The following is a 21,595-nucleotide window of genomic DNA, read 5'->3' as shown; positions in this document are numbered from 1 at the left end:
ACTCGGGAGGACGTACGACATGCGACGGGGACGAAAGATCGCACGGGCCCTCATCACCTCGCTGGTGGTGCTGGCCGTGTCCGCGGTAGCGGCGTTCGGCGTGATCACGCTCAGCCAGGCGACCGGGACGGCGGCACTGACCGCGTCCACGACGGAGCCCACCCGACCGGCGCGGCCGGAGTCCACCCGGCCGGCCACCCCCACCCAGCCGGTGGAGGACGTGAAGGTGCTGACCCCGAAGCCGGAGCCCGAGCCGCTGCTGGAGCAGGGCGACCGCGGTGTCCGGGTGCGCGAGCTCCAGGCCCGGCTCTCGCAGCTCGCCTGGTACACCCCGCCGATGACCGGCGTCGTCGACCAGCAGACCGTCGCGGCGGTCCGCGGCTTCCAGGACAAGCGCGGGTTCGAGGTGACCGGGGCGGTCTTCGACCGCACCTGGAACCGGCTGGCCGCGATGACCCGCCAGCCGACCGGCGACGAGATGTTCAACCGCGCGGGCCCGGCGCTCTTCGAGGCCGGCGACGTCTCCCCCGAGGTGCGGGAGATCCAGGCCCGGCTGCGCCAGATCGCCTGGTTCTTCGGCGACGTCGGCGACACCTACGGCGACCAGACCGTGGAGGCGGTGCGCGGCTTCCAGGCCAAGCGGGCCATCCCGGTCACCGGCAAGGTGGACCAGCGCACGCTCGACCTGCTGCGCGGCATGACCGCCGAGCCGACCGCCGACGAGCTCGCGAACCGTCCCCCGGACCCGGCCGAGGGCTCGACCCTCGACCCGCGGTGCCTGACCGGCCGGGCACTGTGCGTGGACAAGTCCAGCAACAGCCTGCGCTGGGTGGTCGACGGCAAGGTGCTCACCACGCTCGACGTGCGTTTCGGCCAGGAGGGCATGGAGACCCGCGAGGGGCAGTTCGCGATCAGCTACAAGTCGCGCGACCACGTCTCCTCGCTCTACGACACCTCGATGCCGTTCGCGATGTTCTTCAGCGGCGGCCAGGCCGTGCACTACTCGCCCGACTTCGCGGCCAACGGCTACAACGGCGGCTCGCACGGCTGCGTGAACGTCCGCGACTACGACGCGATCGCCTCACTGTTCGAGCAGGTGCAGATCGGCGACAAGGTCGTCGTCTACTGGTCCTGACGGAGCGGGACCCCCGCGCCCGCTCCGTCAGCCCGCGCCCGCTCCGTCAGCCCGCGGTCGCCCTCGGCATCACCGGGACCGTGGTGGCCCCCCGGGTCGGCACGAGCCACACCGGCGACCCGACGTCCACACCGAGCCCGCGGGCCTCCGCGCGCGTGAGCACGACGCTCACGTCCGGCTCGACCGCTGTGCGCACGGCCAGCCGCACCTCGAACCCGACCCGGACCACCCGGGTCACCGTCCCCGGGGTCGCGCCGAGGACCCGGTCGTGGTCGAGCACGTCGAGGTCGTGAGGCCGGACCAGCTCACCGTCGAGCCGGGTGACCGGGCCGAGGAAGCTCATCACGAAGTCGTTCGCCGGCTCGTCGTACAGCTGGTCCGGGGTGCCGACCTGCTCGATGCGCCCCTCGTTGATCACGACGATCTCGTCGGCGACCTCGAGGGCCTCCTCCTGGTCATGGGTCACGAAGACGGTGGTGACGTGTACCTCGTCGTGGAGCCGGCGCAGCCAGTCCCGCAGCTCCTTGCGGACCTTCGCGTCGAGTGCACCGAACGGCTCGTCGAGAAGGAGCACGGTCGGCTCGACCGCGAGCGCCCGGGCGAGGGCCATCCGCTGCCGCTGGCCCCCGGAGAGCTGTGCGGGCAGCCGGTGCGCGAACTGCTGCAGGTGCACGAGCCGGAGGAGCTCGTCCACCCTCGCCCTGACCTCGTTCTTCGGCCTCCTGCGGATCTCGAGACCGAAAGCCACGTTCTTGGCCACGCTCATGTGCTTGAAGGCGGCGTAGTGCTGGAAGACGAAGCCCACGTTGCGCTTCTGTGCCGGCAGGTGCGTGGCCTCCGTGCCCTCGATGTGGATCGTGCCGGTGTCGGAGGACTCCAGGCCAGCGATGATCCGCAGCAGCGTGGACTTGCCACCGCCGCTCGGCCCGAGCAGCGCGGTGAGCTGCCCGGAGGGGATGGTGACGGAGACGTCGTCGAGAGCCACGAAGTCGCCGAAACGCTTGCTGACCCCCGCTACTTCGATACTCATGCCGGGTCCTTGGGTCGCAGGATGGAGACGATGACGATGCACAGCACGGAGGCGAACGCGAGGAGGAACGCGGCCGCGTAGGCGGTGCCCTGCTCGAAGTTCTGGTAGGTCTGCTCGACCACCAGCGTGGTGGTCTGGGTCTTCTCGACGACGTTCCCGGAGACGATCTTCACGGCGCCGAACTCGCCCAGGGAGCGGGCGAGGCTGAGCACGACGCCGTAGACCACCGCCCACTTGATGCTCGGCAGCGTGACCCGCCAGAAGGTCTGGACGCCGTTCGCGCCGAGGCTGCGCGCCGCCTGCTCCTGCTCGTCGCCGACCTCCTCGAGGACCGGGACGACCTCGCGGATCACCAGCGGCAGCGCTACGAACACCGTCGCCATCACCATCCCGGGCGTGGCGAAGATGACCTGGAGTCCGGCGGCGTCGAGCGGCCGGCCGAGCCAGCCGTCGCGGCTGTTGTAGACCAGCAGCAGCGCCAGGCCGACGACCACGGGCGAGACGGAGAGGGGTACGTCGATCAGCGTCGACAGGACTCGTTTGCCGGGGAACTCGTAGCGCACCAGCAGCAGCGAGATGCCGACCCCGAACAGCAGGTTGGCCACCACCGCGACTCCGGCCACGATCCCGGTCATCTGCAGGGCGTGGACGACCTCCGGGTCGCTCAGCGCCGTCTGGAGGTTGGCCAGGCCGCCCTCGAAGGTGGTGCGGACCACGAGCGAGACCGGCCAGGCGATGAGCATGAACAGGTAGCCGATGGTGACCACGCGGAGCAGCCAGCGGAGTGGTGCCGGAGTCCTAACCACGACGCGCCACCCTTCGCTGGAGGACGTCGAGCAGCACGATGACGGTGACCGCGACGGCCAGCATGATCGTCGCGACGGCGGCCGCCGCCGCGGGATCTCCGTTCTCGACGTAGGTGAGCACGCGGACCGAGGCGACCTCGGTCTTCAGCGGCAGGTTGCCGCTGAGCAGGACCAGCGAGCCGTACTCGCTGATCCCACGCGCGAAGGACAGCGCGGCTCCCGCCGCGATGGCCGGCGCGAGGCTCGGCAGGATGATGCGCCGGAAGGTCGTCAGCCCGGTGGCACCGAGCGAGGCGGCGGCCTCCTCGGCGTCGTGCTCGAGCTCCTCGAGAACAGGCTGCACCGTGCGAACGACGAAGGGCAGCGTGACGAACGCCAGGGCGAGGAAGACGGCGCTGCCGGTGTTCGCGACGTCCACACCGAGCGGGCTTCCCGGGCCGTAGAGCGCGAGCAGGACCAGGCCAGCAACGATCGTCGGCAGGGCGAACGGGATGTCGATGACCACATCGAGCGCCGCCCTTCCCCAGAAGCGGTCGCGCACGAGCACCCAGGCGATCGCCGTACCCATGACCACGTTCACCGCGGTCACCAGGAGCGACTGTTCGACGGTGAGCCGGACCGCGGCGGCAGTCTGCTCGTTCGTCAGCGCCGCGACGAAGCTGTCCCAGCCGCCACCGACCGTCGTGGCGACCACGGCGGTGAGCGGGATCAGGACCAGCAGGCTGAACCAGAGCATCGCGACCCCGAGCCCGAGGCCGGAGGTGACACCGAGCGCACCCGTCCGGGGCGAGCGGCGCCTGCGAGCCACCCGCCCCGGGACCCTGGTGACGACCGTACTCATTCCTTGCCGGTCGCCTTCTGGATGGCGGGAACGATGCCCGTCTCCTCGTCGAAGAACCTGTCGGCGGTCTCGCTCCAGCCTCCGAAGTCCTCCTCGATGGTGAGCAGCCGGGGCGGCTCGGGGAACGGGTTGCCCGGGTCGTTCGCACCCTCCACCTCGACGTCGACGTCCACCAGGGGCCGGAAACCGCTCTTCGCGTACTCGGTCTGCGCCTCCTTGCCGAGGAGGTAGTCCAGCCACGCCTGCGCCTTCGGGTCCGCGTCCTCGAGGACCGCCCCGGGGTTCTCGATGAGCAGGGTGTCGTCCGGGATGACGTAGTCGAACTCCTCGCCCGCGGCGCGGGCCAGGATCGCCTCGTTCTCGTAGGAGATCAGGACGTCGCCGTTGCCGCTGCTGAAGGCGGTGGTGGCGTCCCGGCCGCTGCCCGGCAGGGCGACGGTGTTCTCGAAGAACTTGGTGAGGAACGCCTTGGCGTCGTCCTCGCTGCCACCGGAGGCGATGACGTGGCCCCAGGCGCCGAGGATGTTCCAGCGGGCGGAACCCGACGATCCCGGGTTGGGCGTGATGATCTCGACGCCTGGCTTGACGATGTCGTCCCAGCCCTGGATGTCCTTGGGGTTCCCTTCGCGGACCACGAGCGCCACCACCGACTGCGTCACGATGCCGTCGGTGGGGCCGGTGTTCCAGTCGTCGGCGACCAGTCCGGCGTCGACCAGGCGGGTGACGTCGCCCTCCAGCGAGAAGTGCACGTAGTCGGCGTCGAGGCCGGCCTCGACGGCGCGGCTCTGGTCGCCGGAGGCGCCGTACGAGGTCTCGAACCCGACCCCCTTCCCCTCCTCGGTCGCCTCGAAGCCCTCGATGATCGGCTTGTTGGCCGCCTCGAGCACGGAGAACCCGACGAGGCCCAGCGAGCTCGACCCCGCCTCACCGCTGCTCGCACCCGCGCCACCCCCGCAGGCCGCCAGCGTCAGCAACCCCGCTACCGATGCGGCGACCCCGGCCTTGCTCTTGAAGTTCATGGTGTCTCTTCCTTCGTCCACGCTCGCGAGCGTTGGTCACTTGAGTTACCTAAACTACTCGACTTTGGAGACTTAAGTGGTCGGTCTCGCCGGAAGGCGCGCCGACGAGTTGGCAAAGAAAACCGCAGCGCTACAGGAGTGATCCGCGACACAATGGGCGTATCCGCCCGTGATCTGGACTTCGCGTGTCCGGGCTGGGGTGCGGTCGTAGAGTGACGGAGGAAGGGCAACCTAAGTAACGGGCTGCGGCCCCCGCGAGACGGAGGGCCGGTCCGCGGAAAGAAGGCGACAGCGTGACCAAGCAGGTCAAGCAGCTCGACCGCGTGATCATCCGCTTCGCGGGCGACTCCGGTGACGGCATGCAGCTGACGGGGGACCGGTTCACGCAGGAGACCGCGACGTTCGGCAACGATCTCTCGACGCTGCCGAACTTCCCCGCCGAGATCCGCGCCCCAGCCGGGACCCTCCCGGGTGTCTCGTCGTTCCAGGTGCACTTCGCCGACCACGACATCCTCACCCCGGGCGACTCCCCCGACGTGCTGGTGGCGATGAACCCCGCGGCGCTCAAGGCGAACCTGGGCGACATCAAGCCGGGTGCGTCGGTGATCGTGGACAGCCACGACTTCACCACCCGGAACCTGAACCGGGCCGGCTACGCCGAGAACCCGCTGGAGACCGACGCGCTCGACGAGTACGCCGTGCACGCGTTCGACCTGACCGACATGACCGTCGAGGCGGTCAAGGAGTTCGGGCTGTCCCGCAAGGACGCCGGCCGCGCGAAGAACATGTTCGCGCTCGGCCTCCTGTCGTGGATGTACGGCCGCCCCACGGAGCCGACGATCACGTTCCTCGAGCGGCGGTTCGCGAAGGCGCCCGACATCCGCGACGCCAACGTCACCGCGTTCAAGGCGGGCTGGAACTTCGGCGAGACCACCGAGGCGTTCGTCGTCCAGTACGAGATCAAGCCGGCGCCGATGGAGTCGGGCACGTACCGCAACATCACCGGCAACCTCGCGCTGGCCTACGGGCTGGTCGCCGGGTCCACCCAGTCGGGCCTGCCGCTGTTCCTCGGTTCCTACCCGATCACCCCGGCCTCCGACATCCTCCACGAGCTGAGCAAGCACAAGCGGTTCGGCGTGACCACGTTCCAGGCCGAGGACGAGATCGCCGGCGTCGGCGCGGCCCTCGGTGCGGCGTTCGGCGGCGCGCTCGGCGTGACCACCACGTCCGGCCCCGGCATCGCGCTGAAGTCCGAGACGATCGGCCTCGGGGTGATGATGGAGCTGCCGCTGCTCGTCGTCGACGTCCAGCGCGGCGGCCCCTCCACGGGCCTGCCCACCAAGACCGAGCAGGCCGACCTGCTCCAGGCCATGTTCGGCCGCAACGGCGAGGCCCCGATCCCGATCGTGGCGCCCCGGTCCCCCGCGGACTGCTTCGACGCCGCGGTCGAGGCGACCCGGATCGCGGTCACCTACCGCACCCCGGTGATGCTGCTCTCCGACGGCTACCTGGCCAACGGCTCCGAGCCGTGGCGGATCCCCGAGACCGACGACCTGCCGATGATCGACCCGCAGTTCGCCACCGAGCCGAACCACACCGGCGCCAAGGGCCAGGAGGAGTTCTGGCCCTACCTGCGCGACGAGGACACGCTGGCCCGTCCGTGGGCCGTCCCGGGCACACCCGGCCTCGAGCACCGCATCGGCGGCCTCGAGAAGGGCGACGGGCACGGGAACATCTCCTACGACCCGGCGAACCACGACCTGATGGTCCGCACCCGCCAGGCCAAGGTGGAGCGGATCGCGGACACGATCCCGCCGCTCGAGGTCGACGACCCCTCCGGCGAGGCCGACGTGCTGGTCCTGGGCTGGGGGTCGACGTACGGCCCGATCGGCGCCGCGGTGCGCCAGGTCCGCAAGACCGGGCTGCACGTCGCCCAGGCCCACCTGCGTCACCTCAACCCGTTCCCGAAGGACCTCGGCGACGTGCTGAAGCGGTACGACGCCGTCATGGTCCCCGAGATGAACCTCGGCCAGCTGTCGATGCTGCTGCGCGCCCGGTACCTCGTCGACGTCGTGGGCTACAACCACGTGCGCGGCCTGCCGCTGCGCGCCGCCGAGCTCGCCGACGCGATCACCGACCTCGTCGAGGCCACCACCTCGACCGGCGACCCCCTCGGGGACGCCGACACCGCCGAGAAGGAGGCAGCCCGATGACCACGGAGTCTCTCCCGTTCCCGGGCCTGCGTGACGTCCCCGCCGCGGACGCGCCGCAGAACCGCAAGGAGTTCACGTCGGACCAGGAGGTCCGCTGGTGCCCCGGCTGCGGCGACTACGCCGTGCTGGCCGCCGTGCAGGGCTTCCTGCCCGACCTCGGCCTCAAGCGCGAGAACATCGTCTTCGTCTCGGGCATCGGCTGCTCGTCGCGGTTCCCGTACTACCTCGACACCTACGGCATGCACTCGATCCACGGCCGCGCGCCGGCGATCGCGACGGGTCTGGCCACCTCGCGCAGCGACCTGTCGGTGTGGGTGGTCACCGGGGACGGCGACGCGCTGTCCATCGGCGGGAACCACCTGATCCACGCCCTGCGCCGCAACGTGAACATGACGATCCTGCTGTTCAACAACCGGATCTACGGCCTCACCAAGGGCCAGTACTCCCCCACCTCCGAGCTGGGCAAGGTCACCAAGTCGACCCCGATGGGCTCGCTGGACAACCCGTTCAACCCGGTCTCGCTCGCGCTCGGCGCGGAGGGCACGTTCGTCGCGCGCACCATCGACTCCGACCGCAGGCACCTCACCTCGGTGCTGTCGGCCGCTGCGGCCCACCGGGGTACGGCGCTGGTCGAGATCTACCAGAACTGCCCGATCTTCAACGACGGCGCGTTCGACGCGATCAAGGACAACGACACGAAGGCCGACGCGATCATCCCGCTCGTCCACGGTGAGCCGGTCCGGTTCGGCACCGAGGGTTCCAAGGGCGTCGTCCGCGACCCGGCGACCGGCACGCTGCGGGTCGTCGACGTCGCCGGGCCGGACAACCCCGACGGTGAGCCGGCCGAGAACCTGCTGGTGCACGACGCGCACGCCGAGGACCCCACGACGGCGTTCGCGCTCTCGCGGCTCACGGACGCGGGCTACCTGAACCAGGCGCCGATCGGGATCTTCCGGCAGGTCGACCATCCGACGTACGACGACCTGGCGCGCGAGCAGATCCAGACCGCGGCCGCCGGGGAGACCGACACGCGGCAGGCGCTCGCCGGGCTGCTCAACAGCGGGGACACCTGGACGGTCGTGTGACCCTCACCGGGCCCGGACGAGCCGCCAGGTCTGCGAGTAGCCGACCAGGTACGCCTGGCTCGCCGGTACCCGCACCCGGAACCAGCGCGTGCCCGTCTCGGGCAGGGTGAGCGCGAACCGGTACCTGCCGTCCTCGGTGGCGCGCTCGGAGCCGACCGTGGTCCACCCGCAGTCCGCGCAGCTCCGGCGCGTCAGGTACACCAGGCCGGCGTACGTCGGCAACACCCTGCCCCGGAGCCGGAAGACCTCGTCCCGCGGCTCGGTCACCGTGGAGGTGGCCGCGCGGCGGACCCGGACCGTGGCCTGCGCCGAGGACGGCAGGAATGTCGCGTCCCCGGCGTAGGTGACCCGGTAGGCGGCGCTCCGGACCGCCCTCTCCTCGAACCGGTAGACGGGCAGGTCCCCGTCCGTGACGCCGGTGCCGACCGAGGTCCAGGTGTCCTCCCGCAGGTACCGGCGCTCGAGGGTGACCTCGGCGTCGTCCACGGCGTACCTCGTCTCACCCAGCGGGTCGGTGAACACGACCTGCCCCTCGACGGCGACCCGGTCGCCGTACGTGACCGTCCGCGCCGCCGACCTCGTCACCTCGGTGGCCAGGAACGGCACCACCGGCTCCTGGGGCTCCTCGTCCGCCACGGCCGCCCGCCCCGGGAGCAGGGCCAGGACCAGGGCCGCGAGCACCAGCAGGGCGGGCAGGGGTCCCCGGCCTGCGAACGGCCCGAGTAGTCGTCGAACCACCATGGGACCTCCTCGACGGCGGGGCGCACCCGCCCTCTTCCGACGGTAGGCGGGTGGGGGCCGGCATGCCCGGGCCGAAGGTCCGCAAGCACCCCACCCGTCTGAGGCAGCCCGCGTCTCGGTCAGTGGCAAACATTTCTTTTGCCCCTTACGCCTCGGTTAGGCTTCCGGCGTGGCAGAGACTCGACGCGGCTTCCTCCTGGGCTTCGCCGCCTACGCCATGTGGGGCCTGTTCCCGCTCTACTGGCCGCTGCTCGAGCCGGCCGGCGCGATCGAGATCCTGGCGCACCGGATCTTCTGGTCGATGGCCGTGATGGCCGGCCTGATCCTCGCCCTGGGCCGGCGCCGCCAGCTCCGCAAGGTGCTCACCTCGCCCCGCACCCGGGGGATCCTCGCGCTCGCCGCGGTCGTGATCGCGGTCAACTGGGGGACCTACATCTGGGGCGTGAACAACGGCCACGTCGTCGAGACGTCCCTGGGCTACTTCATCAACCCGCTGGTGACCGTGCTGATGGGCGTGGTGGTGCTCGGCGAGCGGCTGCGCACGATGCAGTGGGTGGCGATGGGGATCGCCACCGTCGCCGTGGTCGGCCTCACCGTGGAGTACGGCCGGCCGCCCTGGGTCGCGCTGGTCCTCGCGTTCTCGTTCGGCAGCTACGGCCTGGCGAAGAAGAAGGCCAACACGGGCGCGGTGGAGAGCCTCACCGTCGAGACGCTGGTGCTCGCCCCGGTCGCCGCGGGGTACCTGCTCTGGCTCGGCGCCCAGGGCACCTCGACGTTCACCACCGAGGGTGCCGGCCACGTGCTGCTCATCGTGGGCACCGGCGTGGTCACCGCGATCCCGCTGATCTGCTTCGGGGCCGCTGCGACGCGGGTCTCGATGACCACGATCGGGCTGCTGCAGTACGTCGCCCCGACGATCCAGTTCGCGCTCGGCGTCTTCCTGTTCGGCGAGCCGATGCCCGCGATGCGCTGGGTCGGCTTCACGCTGGTGTGGCTGGCGCTGGCCATCTTCACCTTCGAGGCGCTGACCTACCGGCGCCGCCAGCTCCGGCTCACAGCCGAGGCCAGCGCCCTCTAGTCCCGCGCGGGCACCCTGCGAGAGTCCCGCCACCGCGCGGTCGACCAGCCCGGCGTAGAGCGCCGCGACGCCCGGTGAACGATGCGCGGTTCGTGGCATTTGTTCACCCGGCGTCCACCCCGGCTATCCCTCGGGATCGCCTTGTCTTCCTAGCGTCACGGACGACTACGAGACCCAAGGAGCACCACCTTGACCCCCAGAAACGGCCTGCGGCTCCTGCCGCTGCTGAACTCGGGACCGCACGGCTCGCGCAGCAGCATGACCTGCCACTACCGGTGCGGCAACGCCTGCGACAAGCCCGTCCCGAACACGTCGGACAACCCCCACTTCTCCTCGCTCGTCGAGGGCGCCCTGGCCCGCCGCTCGGTCCTGAAGGCCGGCGGTGTCGGCGCCGGCGCGCTGGTCCTCGGCGGGCTGCTCAACCCGTCGGCCGCCGCGGCCGCGACCCCCGCCCCGGCGGCCCGGCGCGCCGGCGCCGCCGCGGCCGGCATCGGCTCGGCCGACTTCACGCCGGTCGCCCCGAACGTCCGCGACAACGTCACGGTCCCCCGCGGCTACACCTACGAAGTCCTGGTCCGCTGGGGCGACCCGGTCACCGCCGACGCCCCCGCGTTCGACGCGTTCGCGCAGACCCCGGCGTCCGCGGAGCGCCAGTTCGGCTACAACTGCGACTACGTCGGCGTCGTCCCGCTCACCGCCGGCAGCGCCGTGCTCGTCGCCAACAACGAGTACACCGACGAGGAGCTGATGTTCCCCGCCGGCGTCTACGACGACGCGACGGTCAAGAGGATCGCGATCGCCTCGCACGGCATGTCCGTCGTGCAGATCGAGCGTGGCCGGAAGCCGGGCTCCTGGAAGCGGTCGAACCACCGCGGCGCCCGGCTCAACCGCCGGATCACCGCGAACACGCCGTTCCTCGTCGACGGCCCCGCCGCCGGCACGGAGCGGCTCCGCACCAGCGCCGATCCGTCCGGCAAGAACGTCCTCGGCACCTTCGCCAACTGCGCCGGCGGCACCACGCCCTGGGGCACGATCCTGTCCGGCGAGGAGAACTTCAACGGCTACTTCGACAAGTCGGGCACGCTCGACAGCCGGTACGCCGCCTCCTACGCCCGCTACGGCCTCGCCGGTGACGGCCGCGGCTGGAGCGACGTCGACGAGCGCTTCGACCTCACCGCCGAGCCGCACGAGCCGTTCCGCTTCGGCTACATCGTCGAGGTCGACCCGCTCGAGCCGAGGTCGACCCCGCGCAAGCACTCGATGCTCGGCCGGTTCAAGCACGAGGGCGCCAACGCCACCATCGCCCGCGACGGCCGCGCGGTCGTCTACATGGGCGACGACGAGCGGGGCGACTACATCTACAAGTTCGTCTCCGCCGAGAAGTACGACCCCCGCGACACCCAGGCCGCCCGCAAGCACAACCTGACGCTGCTCAGCAGGGGCACCCTGTACGTCGCCCGCTTCACCGACGAGGCCGCGGACGCCGCCCCGGAGTACGACGGCCTCGGCGAGTGGATCGCGCTGGCCAGCGACACCGAGTCGTTCGTGGACGGGATGAGCGTGGTCGACGTACTCGTCGACACCCGGCTCGCCGCCGACAAGGTCGGCCCGACCAAGATGGACCGTCCCGAGGACATCGAGCCGAACCCGGTCAACGGCCGCGTCTACTGCGCACTGACCAACAACTCCGACCGGGGCAAGAAGTACCCCGCGGACGAGGCGAACCCGCTGACCTCCAGCATGGTCCGCTCCGAGCTCGGCGCGCCGCTGACCTCGGCGAGCGGCAACCGCAACGGCTACGTCCTCGAGGTCACCCCGGACGCCGGCGACCACACCTCCACCGCGTTCACCTGGGGCCTGATGCTGGTGTGCGGCGACCCGGAGGCCCCGGAGACCTACTTCGCCGGCTACCCCAAGGAGCAGGTCAGCCCGGTCAGCTGCCCCGACAACGTCGCCTTCGACGCGCTCGGCAACCTGTGGATCTCCACCGACGGCAACTCGCTGGGCTCCAACGACGGCCTGTTCCGGGTCCCGGTGGCCGGCGCCGAGCGGGGCAAGGTCGAGCAGTTCCTCACCGTCCCGGTCGGCGCGGAGACCTGCGGCCCGCTGGTCAGCGAGGACCAGCTCAGCGTCTTCGCGGCGGTACAGCACCCCGGTGAGACCGACGGCGCGAGCTTCGACCAGCCGTCGAGCACCTGGCCGCACACGGACTCGTTCCCGCGGCCGAGCGTGATCGTCGCCTACGAGAGCTGACCCCGCACCACCCACGAGAAAAAGCCACGTCCCGGCCGCCGCAACGGCCGGGACGTGGCTTCGCCTGTGTCTCCGGGTGGACCGGGTCCTAGGAGGTGCGGGTGGCGATGATCGCCGCGAACGCGTCGAGCGCGTCACGGACCGGCCCCTCGGGGAGCACCTTGAGCAGCTCGCGCGCCTCGTTGGCCCGCTCGATGACGTAGGCCCGCGCCTCGTCCATCGCCGGGTGCTTGCGGAGCAGGTCGAGCGCCTCGGCGTGCAGGGCGTCATCGGTGAGGTCCGCCGCGAGCAGCTCGAGCAGCCGCGCGTCGGCCGGGTCGCTCGACTGCCGGGCGATCAGCACCGGCAGGGTGGGCACGCCCTCGCGCAGGTCGGTGCCGGGGGTCTTGCCGGACTCGTCGGACTCGCTGGCGATGTCGAGGATGTCGTCGGAGAGCTGGAAGGCGGTGCCCACGCGCTCGCCGTACGCCGTCAGCGCCTCCTCGACCTCGAGCGGGGCCCCGCTGAAGCGCGCGCCGTAGCGGGCGGAGGTCGCGATCAGCGAGCCGGTCTTCCCGGCCACCACCCGCAGGTAGTGCGCGAGCGGCTCCTCGTCCTCGCCGGGGCCCAGCGTCTCCAGGATCTGCCCCTCGACGAGGCGGGTGAACGTCTCGGCCTGGATCCGCACCGCGTCCGCGCCGAGGCGGGCGGTGAGCTCGGAGGACTTGGAGAACAGGAAGTCGCCGGTGAGGATCGCCACCAGGTTGTCCCAGCGGGCGTTGGCGGACTCCGCGCCGCGGCGCAGCGCGGCCTCGTCCATCACGTCGTCGTGGTACAGCGACGCCAGGTGGGTCAGCTCGACTACGCAGGCCGAGGTGACCACCCCGTCGCCGGCCGGGTCACCGGTCTCCGCCGCGAGCAGCACCAGCAGCGGCCGGAACCGCTTGCCGCCGGCGTGCATCAGGTGCCGCGCCGCCTCGGTGACGAACGCGGCCTCGCTCTGGATGGCGTCCTCGAGGGCGTCCTCGACCTCCTGCATGCGCGCGCGCAGCCGGGACTCCAGCTCGGAGTCCAGGATGGGCAGCGCCAGGGACGACGCGGGTGATGACGTCACCGCGGTGGTGCTCCTTCTCGTCGCTCCCGCCGAGGCGGAAGGGTCAGCGGATGAACTCTCCGGCGGCGGCGGCCAGGTCCAGGACCGGGCCGGGTACGACGCCCAGGGCCAGCGTCGCCGCGAAGCCCACGGCGATCACGATAGTCGTCAGGATGCTGGGGGTCGCCACGGTGGGTCCCTCGCCGACCGGGTCGGAGAAGTACATGAGCACGATCACCCGCACGTAGAAGAAGGCCGCGACCACGCTGAACAGCACCGCGGTGACCACCAGCGGCCACGCGCCGCCGGCCAGCGCGGTGGTGAACACCGCCCACTTTCCGGTGAATCCGCTGGTCAGCGGGATGCCCGCCATGCCGAGCAGGAGGACGGCGAAGACACCGGCGACCACCGGGGACTCCTTGCCCAGCCCGGACCAGCGGGACAGGTGGGTGGCCTCGCCACCGGCGTCGCGGACCACGGTCACCACGGCGAACGCGGCGACCGTGGTGAAGCCGTAGGTGACCAGGTAGAACAGCACCGCCTGCAGCGAGGTGATCTCGCCGATGCCCACGTCGGCCACCTGCTGCGCGCCGACGAAGCCGGTGAGCAGGAAGCCCGCGTGGGCGATCGAGGAGTAGGCCAGCATCCGCTTCACGTCGGTCTGGGACAGCGCGAGCACCGAACCGACCACCATGGTGAGGATCGCGATCACCCACACCATCGGCGTCCAGTCCCAGCGGGCGCCGCCGAAGGCGACGTAGAACAGCCGCAGCAGCGCACCGAACGCGGCCACCTTGGTGCAGGCCGCCATGAACGCGGTGACCGCGGTGGGGGCGCCCTGGTAGACGTCGGGGGTCCAGGCGTGGAACGGCGCCGCGCCGACCTTGAACATCATCCCGACCGCGAGCAGCGCGATGCCGCCGAGCAGCAGGCCCTCGCCGCCGGCGCGGCCGGAGACCGCGGCGCTGATCGCGGCGAAGTTCATCGAGCCCGCGTAGCCGTAGACCAGCGCGATGCCGTAGATGAAGAAGCCGGAGCTGAAGGCACCGAGCATGAAGTACTTGAGCGCGGCCTCCTGGCTCAGCAGCCGCCGGCGCCGGGCGAGCCCGCACAGCAGGTACAGCGGCAGCGAGAGCACCTCGAGCGCGACGAACATCGTGAGCAGGTCGTTCGAGGCGGGGAACAGCATCATGCCGCCCACCGCGAACATCATCAGCGGGAACACCTCGGTGTGCTCGAGGCCCCGGGTGGAGGCCTCGCGCTCGGCCTCGGTGCCCGGCAGCGCCGCGGCCTGGCCGGCGAAGGAGAGCACGCCGCCCTCGAGCCGGCGCTCGGCGAAGAGCAGCACGCTGACCAGCGAGAGCACGAGCACCGTGCCCCAGATGAAGATCGACGGTCCGTCGACGGCGATGGCGCCCTCGGCGGCGATCGAGCCGTGCGCGGTCCCGCCGCCGCGCGACACGAGGTTGAGGCCCACGATGACGGTCGCCACGAGGGCGCCGACGACACCGAGGACCGCGAGCACGGCCTGCAGCAGGTAGCGCGACCCGCGCGGGGCGAAGGCCTCGACGAGCACGCCCGTGATCGCCACCCCGAAGATCACCAGGAGCGGCGAGAGCAGGCTGTACTCGAAGCTCGGAGCCTGGAACTCAGCAGCGAGCACGGCGGCCGATGACATCAGTGGCTCTCCTCTTCCTCACCCGGGCCGGCGGTGACCGGGACGTCCGGGGCGGGGTCGGACACGCCTACCTGCTGCAGGGTGTCCTCGACGGCTGGGTTGATGATCGCGGTCAGCGGCTGCGGGAAGAAGCCGAGCGCCACGATGAGCACGAGCAGCGGCGCGAGCGCCGAGATCTCGCGGCGGGTGAGGTCCTTCATCCCGACCACGGCCGGGACCGGCACGCCGGTCATCGTGCGTTGGTACATCACGAGGATGTAGAGCGCGGCCAGGACGATGCCGAGCGTCGCGATGACGGCCACCCACCACGAGTAGACGAAGGTGCCGACGAGCACCAGGAACTCGGAGATGAACGGCGACAGGCCGGGCAGCGACAACGACGCCAGTCCGGCCACGAGGAACACCCCGGCCAGGACCGGGGCGACCTTCTCCACGCCGCCCATGTCGCTGATCAGCTGCGACCGGCGGCGCCGGATCAGGAATCCGGTGACCAGGAACAGCGCCGCGGTCGAGAGGCCGTGGTTGAACATGTACAGCGTCGAGCCGGTCTGGCCCTGCGTGTTCATCACGAAGATGCCGAGCACGATGAAGCCGAAGTGCGACACCGAGGTGTACGCGATCAGGCGCGGGATGCTGTCCTGGCCGACGGCCACCAGGGCGCCGTACAGCACGGAGACCACCGCGAGCGCGACGACGACCGGGGTCGCCCACTGCGAGGCCTCGGGGAACAGGCCCAGGCAGAACCGGATCATCCCGAAGGTGCCGATCTTGTCCAGGATGCTGACCAGCAGCACCGAGGTGCCGGGCGTCCCCTCGGACGCGGCGTCTGGCAGCCAGGTGTGCACCGGGAACATCGGCGCCTTGATCGCGAACGCGATGAAGAAGCCCAGGAACAGCCAGCGGCCGACGTTCTGGTCCATCTCCATCCGGCTCAGCTCGGAGAGCAGGTACGTCGGCCCGGTCTCGCTGTCCGCGGAGACCACGTACAGGCCGATCACCGAGGCCAGCATCAGCAGGCCGCCGAGCAGGGAGTAGAGCAGGAACTTGACCGCGGCGTAGGAGCGCCGGGCTCCCCCGAAGCCGCCGATCAGGAAGTAGATCGGGATCAGCGTGGCTTCGAACAGCACGTAGAACAAGAACACGTCGGTCGCGGCGAAGACACCGATGGCCAGGCCCTCGAGCGCCAGCATCCAGGCGAAGAACGCGTTCACGCCCCAGCGGCCGGCGTCGCCGTCGTCCCACGACGCCAGGATCACCACCGGGGTCAGGATCGCGGTGAGCAGCACCAGCGTGAGCCCGATGCCGTCGACGCCGAGCGCGTAGTGGGCGCCGAAGGCGGCGATCCACTCGTGCTCCTCGGTGTACTGGAAGCCACCGCCCACGTCGTAGCCGGCGCCGACGGCCGCGGCGATCCCGAGGGTGAGCAGGGAGACACCGAAGGCGACCTGCTTGGTGAGGGCGCCTCCGAGCCGGGCGGGGAGGAGCGCCACCACCACGGAGCCGACGAGCGGCACCGCCATGAGAACGGTCAACCAGGGAAAGCTCACAGCGACGACACCAGCCTCGAGTCGAGTACCAACGTGGGGCTCGCGATCCCGGGTTCCCCGCGCGGGTGCGAGCGGAGCGAGCAGTTACGGGGGATGGGGGTCATGCCAGGTTCACCGCCAGCATCGCGACCAGGACCACGAGCGCGCCGACGAGCACCGACAGCGCGTACGAGCGGACGAAGCCGTTCTGCCAGCGGCGCATCCGGCCCGACATCCCGCCGAACGCGGCGGCGGTCCCGTTGACCGCGCCGTCGACGCCGGCGTTGTCGAAGGTCACCAGGTCACCCACGAAGCGGTCGCCGGGGCGCATGAACAGGGCCTCGTTGATCGCGTCGCCGTACAGGTCGGCTCGCGCCGCCCGGGTGAACACCGACACCCGCTGCGGCGCCGTACGCGGCACCTCGCGGCGCCCCACCAGGAGCCAGGCGGTGGCGACACCGACGGCGACGACGGCGACCACGACGAGGGTCATCACGATCGGCGGCACGGCGGGCGTGTGGTGCTCGGCCTCCCCGACCACCGGCGCGAGGAACCCGACGATCCAGTCCCCGAGCAGCATGACGCCGCCGAGCACCGACAGGGCGGCGAGCACGATCAGCGGGACCGTCATGACCTTGGGCGACTCGTGCGGGTGCACGCCCTTCTCCCAGCGCTTCTCGCCGAAGAACGTCATCAGCATCAGCCGGGTCATGTAGAACGCGGTGATCCCGGCGCCGAGCAGGGCGGCCAGGCCGGCGACCAGGTTGTCCTCGAACCCGGCCTCGATGATCTTGTCCTTGGACCAGAAGCCCGAGAACCCGGGGAACCCGATGATCGCGAGGTAGCCCATCGCGAAGGTCAGGAAGGTGACCGGCATCGCCTTCTGCAGCGCGCCGTAGTGCCGCATGTCGACGTCGTCGTCCATGCCGTGCATCACCGAGCCGGCGCCGAGGAACATGTTGGCCTTGAAGAAGCCGTGGGTCAGCAGGTGGAAGATCGCGAACGCGTAGCCGGCGACACCGAGGCCCGCGGCGAGCATCATGTAGCCGATCTGGCTCATCGTCGACCCGGCGAGCGCCTTCTTGATGTCGTCCTTGGCGCAACCGATGACCGCACCCCACAGGAGCGTGACCGCGCCGACGACGACCACCGCGGTCTGTGCCACGGGGGCGTTCTCGTAGATGAAGTTCGACCGGACGACCAGGTAGACACCGGCGGTGACCATCGTCGCCGCGTGGATCAGCGCCGACACCGGGGTCGGGCCCTCCATCGCGTCGAGCAGCCAGGACTGCAGCGGCACCTGCGCCGACTTGCCGCAGGCGGCCAGCAGCAGCAGGAGGCCGAGCGCGGTGAGCACGCCGTCGGTCGCCTCCGTGGCGACCCGGGAGACCTCGGCGAACGCGGTGCTGCCGAAGGTGGCGAACATCAGCATGATGCCGAGCGCCATGCCCAGGTCACCGACCCGGTTCACGACGAAGGCCTTCTTGGCGGCCACGGCCGCGGACGGCTTGTGCTGCCAGAAGCCGATCAGCAGGTACGACGCGAGGCCGACGCCCTCCCAGCCGAGGAAGAGGACCACGTAGTCGTCGGCGAGCACCAGCACCAGCATCGCGGCGACGAACAGGTTCAGGTAGGCGAAGAACCGGCGACGGCGTGGGTCGTGCGCCATGTAGCCGACCGAGTAGAGGTGGATCAGCGCGCCGACCCCGGTGATCAGCAGCAGGAACAGCGCGGAGAGCGGGTCGTAGAGCAGCGACGCCTCGACCCGGAACCCGCCGGCCTCGATCCAGGTGTAGAGGTGCTGGGTGAAGGCGCGGTCATCGGCGCCCCGGCCCAGCAGGCCGACGAAGGCCACCAGGCTGAGCACGAACGAGCCGGCCACGGTGGCGACACCGAGGAGGTGCCCCCAGGCGTCGGTACGGCGCCCGCCGAGGAGCAGCACCGCCGCCCCCAGCGCGGGCAGCGCGATGACCAGCCACAGCAGCGAGAACACCCCGTCGGCCGCCGCCGGGTCCACCACGGGCACGTGGGGCTCGACGGACGCGCTCGTCGACAGTGCAGATGCCAGAAACGTCACGACACGGTGCCTTTCAGTACTTCAGCAGGCTCGCGTCGTCGACCGAGGCCGAGCGACGGGTGCGGAAGATGGTCATGATGATGGCGAGCCCGACGACCACCTCGGCCGCGGCCACGACCATGACGAAGAACGCCGCGACCTGGCCGTCGAGGTTGCCGTGCACCCGGGCGAACGTGATCAGCGCCAGGTTGGACGCGTTGAGCATGAGCTCGACGCACATGAACACCACGATCGCGTTGCGGCGGGTGAGCACACCCACGCAGCCGATCGTGAACAGGATCGCGGACAAGACGATGAACGGCGTCTCGCTCATGCGGTTCCTCCCCGGAGGTGTGGGCGCGACGGACGGGTGTCTGCGTGGGTCATGCCTGGTCCCCCGGCTCGCGGTCGCGGCCGTTGCCCGTCGTACCGCTCTCCCCGTCGCGGCGGCCGTCGTGGCCGATCTGGCGGGAGAGCACGGTGACGTCGTCGGCGAGGGCAGGGGCGGAGCGGACGGTGCCGCGGGCCGTGAGGGTGCGGGAGACCGAGGTCTCGGCGGCCGAGCCGTCGGGCAGCAGCGCGGGGGTGTCCACCGCGTTGTGCCGGGCGTAGACACCCGGCGAGGGCAGCGGGCCGAGGTGCTTGCCGTGGTCGACGTAGTCGCGCATCCGCTGAGCGGCACGCTCGGCCTGGCCGACCTTCGGGGTGAGCCGCTCCCGGTGCGCGAGCACCATCGCGCCGATCGCGGCGGTGATCAGCAGCGCGCTGGTCGCCTCGAAGGCGAAGACGTAGGTGGAGAACAGCAGCTGCGCCAGCGCGGGGACGTTGCCCTCGGCATTGGCCTCGTCGAGGCCGGTGACCGCGCCGACGGTGACCTGCGCGACCCCGACCACCAGGACGGCGCCGAAGAGCAGGCCGACGACCGTGGCCATCAGCCGCTGACCCTTGATCGTCTCCACCACCGAGTCGGAGGCGTCGACGCCGACCAGCATCAGCACGAACAGGAACAGCATCAAGATCGCGCCGGTGTAGACGATGATCTGCACCGCGAACAGGAACGGGGCGTCCTGGAGCGCGTACATCACCGCGAGGCCGATCATCACCACGGCGAGCAGCAGCGCGGCGTGCACGGCCTTGCGGGTGAACAGGATGCCGAGGGCAGCGGCCACCATGACCGGCGCCAGCAGCCAGAATCCGATCACCGGTGCTCCTCGCTCTCGTGCGTCTCGGCGGTACGGGGCCGCAGGTTGCCGCGGTAGTAGTCGCCGTCGTCGTCGCCGAGCAGCATCGGGTGCGGCGGCTGCTCCATGCCGGGCAGCAGCGGCGCGAGCAGGTCCTGCTTCTCGTAGATCAGGTCCGCGCGGTTGTTGTCGGCAAGCTCGTACTCGTTGGTCATCGTCAGCGCGCGGGTCGGGCACGCCTCGATGCACAGCCCGCACAGGATGCAGCGCAGGTAGTTGATCTGGTAGACGCGGCCGTAGCGCTCCCCCGGGGAGTACCGCTCGTCCTCGGTGTTCGAGGCGCCCTCGACGTAGATCGCGTCCGCCGGGCAGGCCCAGGCGCACAGCTCGCAGCCGATGCACTTCTCGAGCCCGTCGGGCCAGCGGTTGAGCTGGTGCCGGCCGTGGAACCGGGGCGCCGTCGGCTTCTTGTCGAACGGGTACTGCTCGGTGACGACCTTCTTGAACATGGTGCGGAAGGTGACCCCGAAACCCGCCACCGGGTCCCAGAACTGTTCCTTGAGTGTGGGCATTACGCGGATCCCTCCGAAGCGGTGCTCGAGGCGACAGTGGGGCTCTGGCTCCGGGCCTGCGCGACCTGGTGCGGCATCGGCGGGACCGGGTAGCCGCCCGCGAAGGCGTCGAACGGCCGCTCCTCGGCCTCCGCCTGCTCCTCCTCTTCCTCGCCGCCGAGGAAGAAGAGCACGAGGAAGAGGACCGCGACCACGCCGAGCGCGCCGAGCAGGTAGGTCCGGTCGAAGCCGCCGTCGAGGCTCAGCGAGCGGATCGTCGCCACCGCCACGATCCAGGCCAGCGAGACCGGGATCAGCCGCTTCCAGCCGAACGCCATGAACTGGTCGTAGCGCAGCCGCGGCAGGGTGCCGCGCAGCCAGATGAAGAAGAAGATGAACAGCAGGATCTTGGAGAGGAACCACAGCACCGGCCAGTAGCCCTCGTTGAACATGCCGTCGTTGACCGCCGACAGCGGCCACGGGGCGCGCCAGCCGCCGAGGAACAAGGTGGTGGCCAGCGCCGAGACGGTGGTCATGTTGACGTACTCGGCGAGGAAGAACAGCGCGAACTTCAGCGAGGAGTACTCGGTGTGGAAGCCGCCGACCAGCTCACCCTCGGCCTCGGGGAGGTCGAAGGGGGCGCGGTTGGTCTCCCCCACCATCGCGATCACGTAGATCACGAACGACGGGATCAGGATCAGCCCGAACCAGATCCGCTCCTGCGCGTCCACGATGGCGCTGGTCGACATCGAGCCGGCGTACAGGAAGACGGCGACCAGGGCGAGGCCCATCGCGACCTCGTAGGAGATCATCTGCGCCGAGCTGCGCAGGCCGCCGAGCAGGGAGTACGTCGACCCGCTCGACCAGCCGCCGAGCACGATGCCGTAGATGCCGATCGAGGCGACCGCGAGCACGAACAGCACCGCCACCGGCATGTCCGTCAGCTGCAGCGGGGTGGTCATGTCGTCGGTGAACGGCACGTCGACGACGGGACCGAACGGGATCACCGCGAACGCCAGGAACGCGGGCACCACCGAGAGCACCGGGGCGAGCAGGAAGACCGCCTTGTCGGCAGCCTTGGGGATGATGTCCTCCTTCAGCGCGAGCTTCACGCCGTCGGCGAGGCTCTGCAGCAGGCCGAAGGGGCCGTGCACGTTCGGGCCGATGCGGTGCTGCATCCGGGCCACCACGCGCCGCTCGAACCAGATGTTGAACAGCGTCAGCAGCACGAGCACCAGGAAGATCAGCACCGCCTTGATGACGACCAGCCACCACGGGTCCTGGCCGAACATCGAGAGGTCCTCGGCGGCGAGCACCAGGTCCCCCTGGC

General features: G+C 70.5%; 18 protein-coding genes. 5 read left to right on the top strand and 13 right to left on the bottom strand.

Going from position 1 to position 21,595, the window contains the following annotated elements; translation table 11 throughout:
- Nucleotides 1-19 precede the first annotated feature (19 nt).
- The gene (locus K1X13_RS07170) at nt 20-1,135 is read left to right on the top strand and encodes a L,D-transpeptidase family protein (RefSeq protein WP_221024253.1); all 1,116 of its coding nucleotides are present in this window, start codon (nt 20-22) and stop codon (nt 1,133-1,135) included.
- A 46-nt stretch (nt 1,136-1,181) separates the two neighbouring features.
- Here the strand turns inward: K1X13_RS07170 and K1X13_RS07165 are convergent, their stop codons facing one another.
- From K1X13_RS07165 to K1X13_RS07150, 4 genes are read right to left on the bottom strand one after another with little or no spacing between them, the layout of a single operon-like run.
- Nucleotides 1,182-2,165: a sulfate/molybdate ABC transporter ATP-binding protein gene (locus K1X13_RS07165; protein WP_221024252.1), complete on the bottom strand. Its 984-nt coding sequence runs from the start codon at nt 2,163-2,165 to the stop codon at nt 1,182-1,184.
- Nucleotides 2,162-2,971: a sulfate ABC transporter permease subunit gene (locus K1X13_RS07160; RefSeq protein WP_308249440.1), complete on the bottom strand. Its 810-nt coding sequence runs from the start codon at nt 2,969-2,971 to the stop codon at nt 2,162-2,164. The genes K1X13_RS07165 and K1X13_RS07160 overlap by 4 nt, the downstream gene beginning before the upstream one ends.
- A complete protein-coding gene (gene cysT, locus K1X13_RS07155) occupies nt 2,964-3,812 on the bottom strand; it encodes a sulfate ABC transporter permease subunit CysT (protein ID WP_221024251.1) in 849 nt (282 codons plus the stop codon). The genes K1X13_RS07160 and cysT overlap by 8 nt, the downstream gene beginning before the upstream one ends.
- Nucleotides 3,809-4,831: a sulfate ABC transporter substrate-binding protein gene (locus tag K1X13_RS07150; protein ID WP_221024250.1), complete on the bottom strand. Its 1,023-nt coding sequence runs from the start codon at nt 4,829-4,831 to the stop codon at nt 3,809-3,811. The genes cysT and K1X13_RS07150 overlap by 4 nt, the downstream gene beginning before the upstream one ends.
- Nucleotides 4,832-5,190: 359 nt before the next feature.
- On the opposite strand from K1X13_RS07150, the gene K1X13_RS07145 reads away from it, so the two are divergent.
- Nucleotides 5,191-7,044 (top strand): 2-oxoacid:acceptor oxidoreductase subunit alpha, encoded by a 1,854-nt coding sequence (locus K1X13_RS07145; protein ID WP_225914867.1) that lies wholly within the window; start codon nt 5,191-5,193, stop codon nt 7,042-7,044.
- Nucleotides 7,041-8,129: a 2-oxoacid:ferredoxin oxidoreductase subunit beta gene (locus K1X13_RS07140; RefSeq protein ID WP_221024248.1), complete on the top strand. Its 1,089-nt coding sequence runs from the start codon at nt 7,041-7,043 to the stop codon at nt 8,127-8,129. Before K1X13_RS07145 ends, K1X13_RS07140 begins: the two co-directional genes overlap by 4 nt.
- Before the next feature lie 3 nt (nt 8,130-8,132).
- Here K1X13_RS07140 and K1X13_RS07135 read toward each other — a convergent pair whose 3' ends face one another.
- Nucleotides 8,133-8,870 carry a hypothetical protein gene (locus K1X13_RS07135; RefSeq protein WP_221024247.1) on the bottom strand — a complete coding sequence of 246 codons (738 nt, stop codon included), beginning with the start codon at nt 8,868-8,870 and terminating at the stop codon, nt 8,133-8,135.
- Nucleotides 8,871-9,039: 169 nt separating this feature from the next.
- Here K1X13_RS07135 and rarD point away from each other — a divergent pair, with 169 nt between their 5' ends.
- Both rarD and K1X13_RS07125 read left to right on the top strand, forming a co-directional pair.
- Nucleotides 9,040-9,948 (top strand): EamA family transporter RarD, encoded by a 909-nt coding sequence (gene rarD / locus K1X13_RS07130; RefSeq protein ID WP_221024246.1) that lies wholly within the window; start codon nt 9,040-9,042, stop codon nt 9,946-9,948.
- A 189-nt stretch (nt 9,949-10,137) separates the two neighbouring features.
- Nucleotides 10,138-12,201 carry a PhoX family protein gene (locus tag K1X13_RS07125; protein ID WP_308249439.1) on the top strand — a complete coding sequence of 688 codons (2,064 nt, stop codon included), beginning with the start codon at nt 10,138-10,140 and terminating at the stop codon, nt 12,199-12,201.
- An 88-nt stretch (nt 12,202-12,289) separates the two neighbouring features.
- Here the strand turns inward: K1X13_RS07125 and K1X13_RS07120 are convergent, their stop codons facing one another.
- The 8 genes from K1X13_RS07120 to nuoH form a co-directional block, all read right to left on the bottom strand.
- Nucleotides 12,290-13,294: a polyprenyl synthetase family protein gene (locus K1X13_RS07120; protein ID WP_372450674.1), complete on the bottom strand. Its 1,005-nt coding sequence runs from the start codon at nt 13,292-13,294 to the stop codon at nt 12,290-12,292.
- 43 nt (nt 13,295-13,337) lie between these two features.
- Nucleotides 13,338-14,951, bottom strand: a complete 1,614-nt coding sequence (nuoN, locus tag K1X13_RS07115) for an NADH-quinone oxidoreductase subunit NuoN (protein WP_221024245.1) — start codon at nt 14,949-14,951, stop codon at nt 13,338-13,340.
- Nucleotides 14,951-16,498, bottom strand: coding sequence for an NADH-quinone oxidoreductase subunit M (locus K1X13_RS07110; protein ID WP_221024244.1), 1,548 nt, complete (start codon nt 16,496-16,498; stop codon nt 14,951-14,953). Before K1X13_RS07110 ends, nuoN begins: the two co-directional genes overlap by 1 nt.
- A 100-nt stretch (nt 16,499-16,598) precedes the next feature.
- Complete coding sequence (gene nuoL, locus K1X13_RS07105; RefSeq protein ID WP_308249462.1) at nt 16,599-18,497, bottom strand: NADH-quinone oxidoreductase subunit L; 1,899 nt, start codon at nt 18,495-18,497, stop codon at nt 16,599-16,601.
- Between the two features lie 70 nt (nt 18,498-18,567).
- A complete protein-coding gene (gene nuoK, locus K1X13_RS07100) occupies nt 18,568-18,867 on the bottom strand; it encodes an NADH-quinone oxidoreductase subunit NuoK (RefSeq protein WP_221024243.1) in 300 nt (99 codons plus the stop codon).
- A 49-nt stretch (nt 18,868-18,916) separates the two neighbouring features.
- On the bottom strand, nt 18,917-19,735 hold the full coding sequence (locus K1X13_RS07095) for an NADH-quinone oxidoreductase subunit J (RefSeq protein ID WP_221024242.1): 819 nt from the start codon (nt 19,733-19,735) through the stop codon (nt 18,917-18,919).
- Nucleotides 19,732-20,286, bottom strand: coding sequence for an NADH-quinone oxidoreductase subunit NuoI (gene nuoI, locus K1X13_RS07090; protein ID WP_221024241.1), 555 nt, complete (start codon nt 20,284-20,286; stop codon nt 19,732-19,734). The genes K1X13_RS07095 and nuoI overlap by 4 nt, the downstream gene beginning before the upstream one ends.
- A complete protein-coding gene (nuoH, locus tag K1X13_RS07085) occupies nt 20,286-21,557 on the bottom strand; it encodes an NADH-quinone oxidoreductase subunit NuoH (protein ID WP_221024634.1) in 1,272 nt (423 codons plus the stop codon). The genes nuoI and nuoH overlap by 1 nt, the downstream gene beginning before the upstream one ends.
- Nucleotides 21,558-21,595: the final 38 nt, after the last annotated feature.

The sequence above is a fragment of the Nocardioides jiangsuensis genome (assembly GCF_019679455.1).
In the GTDB taxonomy this organism is placed as follows: Bacteria; Actinomycetota; Actinomycetes; order Propionibacteriales; family Nocardioidaceae; genus Nocardioides_C; species Nocardioides_C jiangsuensis.
The sequence above is the reverse complement of the archived record's forward strand: the minus strand, read 5'-3'. Positions and strand labels throughout refer to the sequence as shown.

Coding starts and splice junctions, on each gene's coding strand:
- K1X13_RS07170 (WP_221024253.1), top strand. CDS start 20: ATGCGACGGGGACGAAAGATCGCACGGGCCCTCATCACCTCGCTGGTG.
- K1X13_RS07165 (WP_221024252.1), bottom strand. CDS start 2,165: ATGAGTATCGAAGTAGCGGGGGTCAGCAAGCGTTTCGGCGACTTCGTG.
- cysT (WP_221024251.1), bottom strand. CDS start 3,812: ATGAGTACGGTCGTCACCAGGGTCCCGGGGCGGGTGGCTCGCAGGCGC.
- K1X13_RS07150 (WP_221024250.1), bottom strand. CDS start 4,831: ATGAACTTCAAGAGCAAGGCCGGGGTCGCCGCATCGGTAGCGGGGTTG.
- K1X13_RS07145 (WP_225914867.1), top strand. CDS start 5,191: ATGCAGCTGACGGGGGACCGGTTCACGCAGGAGACCGCGACGTTCGGC.
- K1X13_RS07140 (WP_221024248.1), top strand. CDS start 7,041: ATGACCACGGAGTCTCTCCCGTTCCCGGGCCTGCGTGACGTCCCCGCC.
- K1X13_RS07135 (WP_221024247.1), bottom strand. CDS start 8,870: ATGGTGGTTCGACGACTACTCGGGCCGTTCGCAGGCCGGGGACCCCTG.
- nuoN (WP_221024245.1), bottom strand. CDS start 14,951: ATGTCATCGGCCGCCGTGCTCGCTGCTGAGTTCCAGGCTCCGAGCTTC.
- nuoK (WP_221024243.1), bottom strand. CDS start 18,867: ATGAGCGAGACGCCGTTCATCGTCTTGTCCGCGATCCTGTTCACGATC.
- nuoI (WP_221024241.1), bottom strand. CDS start 20,286: ATGCCCACACTCAAGGAACAGTTCTGGGACCCGGTGGCGGGTTTCGGG.
- nuoH (WP_221024634.1), bottom strand. CDS start 21,557: ATGTTCGGCCAGGACCCGTGGTGGCTGGTCGTCATCAAGGCGGTGCTG.